We start from the raw sequence: 10,056 nt of genomic DNA on the forward strand, positions 1-10,056 counted from the left end.
TGTTGCCGCCAGTTAGAAAAGACACATTCTCCGCCAGATAGAAATGACACCGCCTCGTGGCAGCGGGGGCAGCGTGGAGCCCCCCAAGCAGCGCAGCGCTGCCCCCGCTGTGGCGCTGCCTTGTCGGCTCTTGCGCCCTCGGACCCGCTGCGCCAGCAGTGGGCTCGGTCACGCCTTTGAAGGACGACCGAGATGCAACACTTCTGTGCTGGCGCTTGGCAGCCCTTAAAAGGTTATTCTACTTCTAATTTGGTGCATCATCGCTTTGAGTGAGTGCTTGCGCAGTGGAGAGTATCGGCCGAAGGCGGTCTGGCGTAATCACAATGGTTGTGCCAGGAGCGCTTGCTGCGAGTACGCGCTCGCGAAACAGAGGGTCAACCTCGATATCGTTGGCGTCGATTGCTTGCTGTGTCTTAGCATCCTGGCCCGGTAGTGGCATACGGAGCCATGTTCCTTTCGACTGAAGTTGATAGACGGTCGGTGTTCTGATGTCGGTGTGGATGATCGCTCGCGCCGCACCTATCTCTCGGCCACGACGTATAACCCGCACCTCCTGATCCGTCGTGCTAACAACTATCGAGAGAGGGCTGACGCCGATCACGTTCGTCCACTGCATCTTCAAGCCTTCCCCGGACTTGGTCATTAGCGGGGCCGCTCCCGTGAGCGCCATCGTTGGCATCGTCGCGAGGCGTGTCACGACCACCAGCATCCCGATCTTCGTCTCTCGAAAGATCAGCCTCGCGAACGCTGGTGGCAGGCGGATGCACCCGTGCGACGCCGGGTAGCCCGGCACGGTTCCGCCATGGAGCGCGACCCCGTCCCAAGTCAGACGCTGCATAAAAGGCATCGGCGCATCGTCATACAGGGACGAGCGATGCGAGACCTTTTTCTGAAGAACCGCATAAATCCCGGCGGGCGTCTCGTGACCACGTCGACCCGTCGACACGGTGGAGATCCCGATCGGTATCCCGTTGCGGTAAAGCGCAGCCCGCTGCGTTCTAAGATTGACGACCAGCAGCATGGGACCGACAGGCGAGACCTGAGGCGCCCAGAGGAACTCGCCAGGCCTCAGCGCCTCGACCATGCGCTGCACCGTGCTTCTCTCGTCTAGCCCACCCGCATGTGCGGGAGAGATCGCGAGCAGCATGGGCAACAGCAGCAGCCCGAACGTCCCGATAAGCAGGCGAAGTCGTTGGTCGCGTCCGAGTTGCACGGCAGAACTCCTCTGCGCGTATCATCCTCGAGGTAGCACCGGATCCCCATCCGTATGTTCCCCGATGTCGAGCTCAAATCTCGAGCGGTATCGCCGACAAGCCGCTTAGCGGCGCAAATCTTTATCGAGGAGAGAAAGAGTGACCGACATGCGCGCAGTCGCCGGCGCCAACGAGCCGCCCCAACCGATCAAGCACGCAGCGATCGACGGCGATCCCTTCCATTGGCTGCGAAGCGAAGTCGATCGCCTCTTCGACATCGTGGGTAAACCCGACGCCACGATGACCTCGGAGGTCGCACCGCCGCTTGCGCTGGATATGATCGAGAACGACGACACCTATCGCATCACGGCAGAGCTGCCTGGCATGAAGGACGACGATATCGAGGTTACGCTCGCCAACGGCGTGCTGACGATCTCCGGCGAGAAGCGGCACGAAGAAGATCGTCAGATCGGCGGCACGCTTCTCAGCGAACGTCGCTACGGGTGCTTCGCGCGCGACGTGCGGCTGCCCGACGACGCGGACCCGGCGCACGTCGAGGCGCGCATCAAGAAGGGTGTGCTGACCATCAATCTGCGCAAGGATGAGCATGCCGCCAGTCGGGTGCGGCGTGTGGAGGTCAAGAAAGATTGATCGACTGCCCGTCGCCGCTTCGCGCGACGGGCACTTCGTCTGGTTAGTGCGTCAGGCCTACCGGCCTAAGAGACCGAGCAGCTCGTGATGCCTCAGCGGTTTTTGTAGCACGGCCACATATCCGCAGCTCAGCGCCGCGCGCTCCAGATCCGGGGTGTGGTGACCGGTGATCATGAAAGCGCGACCGTGCCAGCCGCGCTTTCTGAGGGCGGTGAGCACGCCTATGCCATCGCCATCTGGCAGCCGGTAGTCCGCGACGAGGATACGCGCAGTGTCGATATCCTCGCCGCTAAGGACACGAGCTACGTTGGGGTACGATCGCACGTCGAAGCCCTGCCAGTGGAGCAGAAGCTGCATGGAGCGACGGACAGAGTCGTCGTCCTCGACGACAATCACGGTCCTGGTGGGTGGCTGGTCGTTCATAGAATAAGGCTAGCGCGATGGCTCGAGCGGCGCCCTACGTAGAGTTCCGGTCATCTGCGCCGAGACCGGCGGCGAAGGCGAGCCGGAGCGCGGCTGAGAAGCTGCGGACCTCCAGCTTGGCCATAATGTTCGCCCGGTGAACCTCCACCGTCCGGGGCGAAATGCCGAGGTCGTAGGCGATGGTCTTGTTCGGCAGGCCGGCGGCCAGCCCTTCGAGCACCTCTTGCTCGCGTGGCGTGAGGCGGGCGATCACAACCGCTGCCTCTCTGGCGGCGTCCATCGCTTGATGCCCGTGATCCAGCCTAGCGAAGCCGATCTCGAGTGCGGCGAGAAGCATCGCCTTCTCGAACGGCTTCTCAAGGAATTCGACAGCCCCGGCTTTCATAGCCGCTACCGCGATCGGTACGTCGCCGTGCCCCGTCAAGACGATGATCGGCAGCGTCACGCCCCGCCGGCTGAGTTCCCGCTGCACTTCCAGGCCGTCCATCTCGGGCATGCGGATGTCGAGAAGGATGCAGCCCGGCGGCGCCTCACGAAGGGTCTTGAGGAACGCTGTGCCGGTCTCGTGGACCCTCACGTCGAAGCCCGAGGTTCGCAGCAGGAAGGTCAGCGACCGCCGCACGGGCTCCTCGTCGTCCACGACATGCACCAGTCGGCGCTCGGTCATTGCTCCGTCTCCATGTCGGCGGCCGGGAGAGTGAACGAGATGATCGTGCCGCCTCCGCTGCGAGGCTCGGCCTGGATGCGACCGCCATGCGCCTCGACGATCGTGCGACAGATGGAAAGGCCCAGCCCCATGCCGTTCTTCTTCCCCGACGCGAATGCCTGAAAGAGGCGAGGCGCGATCTCGGGATCGATGCCGACGCCGGTATCGGCGACCGAAATGCGGACCGCATCGTCTTCCCGGCGCGTGCTGACGGTGATGTCGCACGCCTGCCCACCGCGAAGCGCCTCAACCGCGTTGCGGAGCAGATTGACGAGTACCTGCTGGATCTGAACCCGATCCACAAGCACGCGGTCGGCCGAGGGATCGAGGTCGACGAAGCTGCGCACGCCGCGCTCGCGCGCACCGATGAGGCCGAGCTGCATGGCGTCCGTGATGAGTTCCGCGAGCGGTTCGATGGCGCGTTGTGCCTCCCCGCGGCCCACAAAGTCGCGCAGTCGACGCACGATCAGGCCTGCTCTGAGCGACTCCTTCGCTGCCTCGCTTACGGCTTCGCGGAGGAGATCGGTCTCACGCTCGTCTTCGCTGACCAGATCATTTGCGGCTTCGAGGTAGTTCGCGATGGCGGTCAGGGGCTGGTTTATCTCATGAGCAAGCGTGGAGGCCATCGTTCCCATCGCGCTCAGCCGGGAAACGTGGATGAGTTCGGCTTGCAACTCCTTCAACCGCAGTTCGGCACGCTGACGCGCGGTCAGGTCGCGGATGAAGCCGGTGAAGATGCGCCCCGCAGCGCTCCGTGCTTCGCCGACCGACAGCTCCATCGGGAACTCGGTACCGTCCCGGCGCCGGCCCACGACGACGCGGCCGATGCCGATGATCCGACGCTCCCCGGTTTCCATGTACCGTTGCAGGTAGCCGTCATGTCGGGCGCGGTGATCTCCGGGCATGAGGAGGTTGACGTTGCGGCCGAGGATCTCCGCCTCGGTGAAGCCGAACAGGCGCTCGGCCGCTGCGCTGAAGGATTGGATCAGCCCCCGCTCGTCGATCACGACCATGGCGTCCGGCACCGTCGCCAGTACGGAGCGCATGTGCGCTTCGCTTTCCGTGATCATGCGCTCCGCCGCACGCTTCCCGGTCACATCCACGATCGACAGGCCGAAACCACGGGGACGACCGTCGAGCGCCTGTATGGGCGCTAGCGTGATGTCGGCGATGAACTCGGATCCGTCTGCGCGATTGCACCAGTCCTCGGTGCGCCGTGTCGCGGAGGCTTTGCTGAGGGCGACGTACTGTCCGGCCGCAGGCCAGAACTCGTCGAGGCGGCGGCCAAGGGCCTCATCCGCGCGAAGGCCGAAGAGTCGTTCGGCCCCTTGGTTCCAGTAGGATACGGTCAGGTCTGGGGTGGCGAGCAGCAGCGCGCGATCGCTGACGCTGGCCACGAACAGCGCAATGTCTTCGATCTGCTCCGGCGACGGGGCTGCCGACGTCATGCTCATCGTCCGGCCTTCATCTCGGTCTCGAGCCAGCGGATGCGGCCTACGATGGCGACGAAGAAGGCGGTTGACCAGCCCAGCAGGATAATGCCGTTCGCGCTCTCGATGGCGCCGAGGACGCGCCAGTCAGCGCCGAGAACGACGTCGCCGTAGCCGACCGTGGTGTAGGAAGCCGTTGAAAAGTACAGGCATGCCTCCGCGGTGGGCAGCGCATCCACCATCAGGTAGAAGGCGGCGTATAGCCAGATCTCGGCGGAGTGCAGCAGGAAGAGCGCGGCTGCGGCGACGCCGATGGCGACGGCCTGCCGCACCAGGTCGGCCCGATCGGAATGACGCCTGCGGTTCAGGAGCACCATCAGCCCGCCTATCCCTAGCAGATGCAGGGTGCAGGTGGCGGCGACCAGGGCGGTCGCGGTCGCAAGCTCCAGGATCAGTTCCATGACCTACGAGATCCCACGACGATGGCGCGTGAGCCATCCGGGGAATCCCGTAGACGTGCTTGATCAACGCCGGTGCACGAGCAGCATCGGGACCTGGCAGTCCTTCAGCATCTTGCGTGTCACGCCGCCGAAGATTGCCTCCATGGTCCGCGCATGGCCGAAGCCGCCCATGACGATGTAGTCGTAGCCGCGCCCGGCTGCTTCGCAGATCAGCCACTCGCCGACTTGGTCGTAACCGACGGGCTCGCTTCTGACCGTGCTGCGAACGCCGTGTCGGGAGAGGTAGCACGCTGCATCTTCGGCGGTCGTGGCGAGCGAACCGTCGTCGACATAGAAAATCGTGACGGAACTGGCGTGCTGGAGCAGGGGAAGGGCCGCCGCCAGAGCCGCCTCCGCGTCCTGCGAGCCGTCCCAGGCCACCAGCGCGCTGCCCCCGACATCAAGTCTGCGCACGCTCGGCGGCATGGCGAGGACCGGCTTGCCGGTATGCACCAGCACGTCGCCCAGCACGTGGGTCATATAAGGGTACATTTCCCTGGCGTCGTCGGTGCTAAGCACGATGAGATCGGTAAGCCGGGCCCTTCCTTCGATCGTCTGCGCGAGGAAGCCCGTCTGCTCGAGCCAGTCGAACGGCACGTCCTCGTTCTCCATGCGGATCCGCATACGCCGGCCGTGGCGCTGCTCGGCGTCGTGGTCTGCGGTAAGCAGCATGCCGGCCTCGCCGATCGCTGCGTAGTGACCGACGTATTCCGGAATGACCGTCAGGTCGAGGCACGTCACGTGTCCGTTGAGAGCTCGTGCCACCTCGAGCGCGGCCTGAAAACGCGCCTCCTGACCTTCGTCATCGTGGATCAGTAGAAGGACGTTCTTCATCGCAGGTCTCCTCGGCTAGGTGCAAGGAGACGGTAGAAGGCGAAATCTGCCGCCGATATGCGGGTTTTCCCGGAGAATAATCCTCATCGTGGTTTGGCCGTTCTGCGAAGTTCTTCGCGGCGCGCCGACAAAGCGGCTCAAGCGCGCACACCTCGCACTCGGCCGGATCACGGATCGCGCGACACTTAAGGCAGTATGCCTGTGCCAGTTCGTCATGAGGGATCCTGGCGGCGGGGTCGTCAGCGCCGATCGCCATGCCAACCTCCTGGAAGGCTCGCCGTCTCAAGTAGGCGCGCTCGAGCGCGTCCGGGTTGGTGTTCGCGAAGACCGCGGGCGGATTCTCAGTCGTCATGACTCGAACACCTCGGAAAGCAGTGAGCCGTCGAGCATGGCGCACGTCCTTGCAGCCGTCGCACGCACACGCTCGAGCTGTGCGGCAGCGTGAGCGGCGCACATGTTCGGCACGATGTTCTCGATCATGACGTGGTCGCTCTGCTTCATGCCGAACCCGCGCCACAGGTAGACGTCGAAGATCTCTCGCAGCGAGAGCACCTGGCCCTTCTCGCTGAGCCAGGAGAGGGGAAGACCGGAGGTGCTGAACGAGACCAGCGGCTTGCCGGCGAGCGGAAGCTGCCCCTTCTGATCGTGAAGGTCGCGGAACGAGTAGCCCGCGCCGAGCACGCGGTCGACGTAGCCCTTCAGGATGGCAGGAGGCAGACCGTACCAGATGGGATAGACGAGCACGAGGACGTCCGCCGAGCGCAGATGAACCAGCTCCTCCATGACGTCGGCACGCGGTGTCCAGCCGGCAGTGCTCGGACGTTCGTCGGCGCGGAGCACCGGGTCGAAGCCGAGCTCATAGAGGTCCCGGACCACGACGCCGTGACCATGCTCAAGCGCGCTCGAGCGGTAGGCGTCGACGACAGCCCGATCGAAGCTGTGGGGAGAGGGGTTGGCATAAACGATAAGGTGCGAGGGCCTGATCTGCTCGCCTCGTGCTCTGCCCGTAGTGACTAGGCCGTCCATCATCTGCCCCCGACTAGATTGCGCAGGGCAGTCTCCTCCTCGGCGACGCGGCGGACTATGCGTACTTATACATAAGCGGGCTGAAGCCGACCGATCAGCGGGAAGCCCGAGTGCTCCAAGCCAACCAGATCGCCACTGCGACGAGACCGATAGCGTAAGCCTTGCCGATCAGGGGCAGCCGGGCCGTGCCTGCCCGGCCCGTGCCAGCGGCGAGAAGAACGATCGTGACGTGCACGGTCGTGGCGATGGCGATGTGGGTGCCGCCGAGTACGGTGGCCTGCTTCCAAAGCTGTCCACGCTCTAGGTCGAGGAACGCGGGCAGAAGGGCAACATAGAATATGGCGGCCTTCACGTTGAGCAAGTTCGTCAGCAGGCCGCGAGCAAGGAGCGCCGCATCGTCGCCCACGTCCACAGGGTCTCGGGACATCTTCGATCGCCAGGCGTCCCTCGCGAGCCAGAGCATGTACGCGATGCCCGCCCAGCGCAGTGCCTCGTACAGGAAGCGGTGCTCGAGGACCCCTTCGGCGATCCCGAGCAATGACAGCACCAGGTAGAACGACAATCCGAGCGCCACGCCGACGCAGGCGATCAGTCCTGCGCGTTGTCCCTGTTGCCCCGAGACAATGGCGAGATAGCCCATGTTCGGCCCCGGCGTGAGCTCGATCAGCAGCGCGGTGCCTGTGAAGCGCAGGAAGGTCGCTGCCTCGACGCTGCCGCCAAACAGGCTTGCAACCGACATCGCCCGCGCTCCGGCATCTAGCCGACGATGAGCACGGGTCGATCGGTGTGCTCGACGATATCGCGCGTCACACCGCCCAGCAGGATGTCGCGCATGCGTGAGTGAGCGAAGCCGCCAATCGCGATCAGGTCCGCTCGCTTCTCCTTGGCGTAGATGGCGAGCGTCTCGGCCTCGACCTTCCTGTCGTTCACGATCCAGTGCCCTTCCGCCTTGAAGGCGTGCCGTTCGAGATGCCGCTTCACCTCGGCGTGCGCGTCGTGGTCGCGCTCGCACTGCATAAGCGTTTCGCCGACCGTCACGACGTCGATCGTCGCACCCGGAACGGCGAACTGCGTGAGGGCATGCATGGCGCGCGTCGCCTCCGGCGAAGCCTTCCAGCCGAGGACGGCGCGGGTCACGCGCTCGAAATAGCCGCTCTTTGGAAGAATCAATAGCGGTGTGCCGCTCGCGCGGATGAGCGTCTGGGCGACGCGACGCCTCAGCCACGGAGTCGTCCAAGTCTCCACCGCGCCCATCATGATAATGTCGGCCACCTGGCGGCTGCGTCGCAGGTCTCCCGCGAGCCAGGCGACGTCGTCGTGGAAGCCAAAGACCTGAGTCAGGCACTCCGCTCCAGCGAGGCACGTCTCAACGGCTGCGACGTTCGCAGCGTCCTCTCCCATCAGCACGACCTCCGGTACGTACAAAGCTCCAAAGGGCGCGAGCGCGGGCGATGCCATCGGCGCGGGGGTCAGCACGGCGACCTCGAGCGTCGCGTCATGTGCCTCGGCGTACGCCACGGCTGCTTTCAGGAAGGAAGATGCGGCGGAACCGTTGTCCACCACGGCTAGAATACTCTTGATCATGCGTCGATCTCCTCGGCACGATCCTGCGCTGAAGAAAGCAAGTCAGCGCTTCGTAGTTATACGTACTAGGCTCAGATGCCACCGCCATCATGATCACTTGGCCTTGGTGTTAAGCGTGTCCTTCGTGAAGCGGCAGGGGACGTTCCATGGACGTCCGCAGGTGAATGACAGCGAACGCTAGCGGGCGTACTCGCCGAGGCCGCGAGCAACCAGCTCCTCGTTGGAGAGGCGATGACCACGCTTGAGCCTGCTGTTGCCCAGCGTGCGACGGTCCAGCTTCTGACCGGATGAAGCCGGGGAGGGTGCCTTGAAGATGCCGACGGGTTGGGCGGTCCGCGCCGGCTCGTTGTTGTTGCGCTTGGCATGGTGCGGCTGAGCCTGCTGGATGGTGCGCGCCAGCGCCAGCGCGGCGTCGAGATGCTTGTTGTCGACCACAGCAGCCTGGTTCACCCGGCGCATCTTGTCGAACATGCGATAGGGCAGGACCGTGCCCTCGTGCTGGATCTCGAGGCGGCCATCGGGGTACTCGCACACGTCCACCTTCTTGCGCGCGAGCGCCTGCGCCGCAGGGGAGGGCTCCAGGATGAACATGGCCTTGTTGTAGTGCAAGGTGAGGGCACCGGTGACGGTGCGCTGCTCGCGCCAGACCATCTCCGCTTCCAGGTCTTCGTGGATGGCCAGCGGCCGGTGTAGATCGCGCGGGTCGAACGGTGCCATGGCGAACCGACGATTGTGCTGCGCCATGTAGGAGGGGAGGAAGGCGTTGGCTTGGTCGATGGTGGAGATGCGCTGTAGCCGCATCGCCTTGACGAGACGGTCCTGCAGCGTCGCATTGACCCGCTCGACGCGTCCCTTCGCCTGCGGCGAGTTCGCGCAGATCAGCTCGATGTTGAGCCGATCCAACGCCCGGCCGAGGTGGGTCATGCCGTCCCCTTTCGCCGAGGCCGTGTTGTTGCGGAAGGCGCTGTGCTTGTCGGTGTAGAAGGCTACTGGCTTGCCGTGCCGCTCAAGGTAGGTTCGCGTCGCGCGCATGTAGGAGAAGGTGCTCTCGCTCTCGACCATCTCGAGGTGCATCAGCTCGCTGGTGGCATCGTCGATGAAGACGAGCAGCGTGCATTGCGGACCGCGGCCCTCGAACCACCAGTGCTTGGAGCCGTCGACCTGGACGAGCTCGCCGCGGCAGTCGCGCCGATAGCGCGGCTGATACGGGCGAGGGCGCTTGGCCGCACGGTCCTGCCACAGCCCGGCCTCCATCATGATGCGCCGCAGGGTCTCGCACGACAGCCCGATGCCGTGGCGCTCAGCAAGGTACTCGCGCGCCAGCGTCGGTCCGAAATCGGCGTAGTGCTCGCGCACCAGCGTGACCACCTCGGCGCGAAAGGCGTCGCTGTAGCGTCGGTTGCTCGGGCGTCCTCGCTTGCGCGATACCATACCGCTGGCGCCGTCCTGTCGCAGGCGGCCCAGCAGCCGGTACACCTGCCGCCTTGCAAGGCCGAGCAGCTCCATCGCGTCCGCGACCCGGATCTCGCCGCGGTCGAGCCGCATCAGCGTGTCGAAGCGGGTGATCTCAGCAGCACTCATCGCCAGCACCGTCATACAATGCGCGTCCTCGTTGCCAAGAACGGCTATGACACCGGCGACCCGCCGATAGCACCGCAGAGTGCCATTTCTATCTAGCGGGCTGGTGCCATTTGTACTTAGCGCTTACA

Annotated in this window: 11 protein-coding genes; 1 reads left to right on the plus strand and 10 read right to left on the minus strand. The window is 64.6% G+C overall.

The window, feature by feature from the left end; all coding sequences use genetic code 11:
* Positions 1-244: 244 nt before the first annotated feature.
* Positions 245-1,213: a L,D-transpeptidase family protein gene (locus tag BMX36_RS20870; RefSeq protein WP_093068473.1), complete on the minus strand. Its 969-nt coding sequence runs from the start codon at positions 1,211-1,213 to the stop codon at positions 245-247.
* A gap of 148 nt (positions 1,214-1,361) precedes the next feature.
* Between BMX36_RS20870 and BMX36_RS20875 the strand changes: the two genes are divergently transcribed.
* A complete protein-coding gene (locus BMX36_RS20875) occupies positions 1,362-1,844 on the plus strand; it encodes an Hsp20/alpha crystallin family protein (RefSeq protein ID WP_093068475.1) in 483 nt (160 codons plus the stop codon).
* A 57-nt stretch (positions 1,845-1,901) separates the two neighbouring features.
* Here the strand turns inward: BMX36_RS20875 and BMX36_RS20880 are convergent, their stop codons facing one another.
* The 9 genes from BMX36_RS20880 to BMX36_RS20920 all read right to left on the minus strand — a co-directional run bounded on the left by BMX36_RS20880 (position 1,902) and on the right by BMX36_RS20920 (position 9,943).
* Positions 1,902-2,267 (minus strand): response regulator, encoded by a 366-nt coding sequence (locus BMX36_RS20880; protein ID WP_093068478.1) that lies wholly within the window; start codon positions 2,265-2,267, stop codon positions 1,902-1,904.
* A 34-nt stretch (positions 2,268-2,301) separates the two neighbouring features.
* A complete protein-coding gene (locus BMX36_RS20885) occupies positions 2,302-2,934 on the minus strand; it encodes a response regulator transcription factor (protein WP_093068481.1) in 633 nt (210 codons plus the stop codon).
* A complete protein-coding gene (locus BMX36_RS20890) occupies positions 2,931-4,427 on the minus strand; it encodes a PAS domain-containing sensor histidine kinase (RefSeq protein ID WP_342453545.1) in 1,497 nt (498 codons plus the stop codon). Before BMX36_RS20890 ends, BMX36_RS20885 begins: the two co-directional genes overlap by 4 nt.
* Positions 4,424-4,864, minus strand: coding sequence for a potassium channel family protein (locus tag BMX36_RS20895; RefSeq protein WP_093068486.1), 441 nt, complete (start codon positions 4,862-4,864; stop codon positions 4,424-4,426). Before BMX36_RS20895 ends, BMX36_RS20890 begins: the two co-directional genes overlap by 4 nt.
* Positions 4,865-4,927: 63 nt before the next feature.
* Positions 4,928-5,737 carry a universal stress protein gene (locus BMX36_RS20900; RefSeq protein WP_093068489.1) on the minus strand — a complete coding sequence of 270 codons (810 nt, stop codon included), beginning with the start codon at positions 5,735-5,737 and terminating at the stop codon, positions 4,928-4,930.
* 348 nt (positions 5,738-6,085) lie between these two features.
* Positions 6,086-6,763, minus strand: a complete 678-nt coding sequence (locus BMX36_RS20905; protein ID WP_218142228.1) for an NAD(P)H-dependent oxidoreductase — start codon at positions 6,761-6,763, stop codon at positions 6,086-6,088.
* Positions 6,764-6,857: 94 nt separating this feature from the next.
* Positions 6,858-7,502 carry a LysE family translocator gene (locus tag BMX36_RS20910; RefSeq protein WP_093068495.1) on the minus strand — a complete coding sequence of 215 codons (645 nt, stop codon included), beginning with the start codon at positions 7,500-7,502 and terminating at the stop codon, positions 6,858-6,860.
* A 17-nt stretch (positions 7,503-7,519) separates the two neighbouring features.
* Positions 7,520-8,347, minus strand: coding sequence for a universal stress protein (locus BMX36_RS20915; RefSeq protein ID WP_093068498.1), 828 nt, complete (start codon positions 8,345-8,347; stop codon positions 7,520-7,522).
* A 177-nt stretch (positions 8,348-8,524) separates the two neighbouring features.
* Positions 8,525-9,943 carry an ISNCY family transposase gene (locus BMX36_RS20920; RefSeq protein WP_093068500.1) on the minus strand — a complete coding sequence of 473 codons (1,419 nt, stop codon included), beginning with the start codon at positions 9,941-9,943 and terminating at the stop codon, positions 8,525-8,527.
* Between the last annotated feature and the right edge of the window lie 113 nt (positions 9,944-10,056).

The sequence above is a fragment of the Sphingomonas sp. OV641 genome (genome assembly GCF_900109205.1).
In the GTDB taxonomy this organism is placed as follows: domain Bacteria; phylum Pseudomonadota; class Alphaproteobacteria; order Sphingomonadales; family Sphingomonadaceae; genus Sphingomonas.

Bases quoted from the DNA above. Each gene is read 5' to 3' on its own strand.
- BMX36_RS20900 (WP_093068489.1), bottom strand. From the start codon at position 5,737: ATGAAGAACGTCCTTCTACTGATCCACGATGACGAAGGTCAGGAGGCG.
- BMX36_RS20890 (WP_342453545.1), bottom strand. From the start codon at position 4,427: ATGAGCATGACGTCGGCAGCCCCGTCGCCGGAGCAGATCGAAGACATT.
- BMX36_RS20910 (WP_093068495.1), bottom strand. From the start codon at position 7,502: ATGTCGGTTGCAAGCCTGTTTGGCGGCAGCGTCGAGGCAGCGACCTTC.
- BMX36_RS20895 (WP_093068486.1), bottom strand. From the start codon at position 4,864: ATGGAACTGATCCTGGAGCTTGCGACCGCGACCGCCCTGGTCGCCGCC.
- BMX36_RS20915 (WP_093068498.1), bottom strand. From the start codon at position 8,347: ATGATCAAGAGTATTCTAGCCGTGGTGGACAACGGTTCCGCCGCATCT.
- BMX36_RS20880 (WP_093068478.1), bottom strand. From the start codon at position 2,267: ATGAACGACCAGCCACCCACCAGGACCGTGATTGTCGTCGAGGACGAC.
- BMX36_RS20905 (WP_218142228.1), bottom strand. From the start codon at position 6,763: ATGGACGGCCTAGTCACTACGGGCAGAGCACGAGGCGAGCAGATCAGG.
- BMX36_RS20885 (WP_093068481.1), bottom strand. From the start codon at position 2,934: ATGACCGAGCGCCGACTGGTGCATGTCGTGGACGACGAGGAGCCCGTG.
- BMX36_RS20920 (WP_093068500.1), bottom strand. From the start codon at position 9,943: ATGACGGTGCTGGCGATGAGTGCTGCTGAGATCACCCGCTTCGACACG.
- BMX36_RS20875 (WP_093068475.1), top strand. From the start codon at position 1,362: ATGCGCGCAGTCGCCGGCGCCAACGAGCCGCCCCAACCGATCAAGCAC.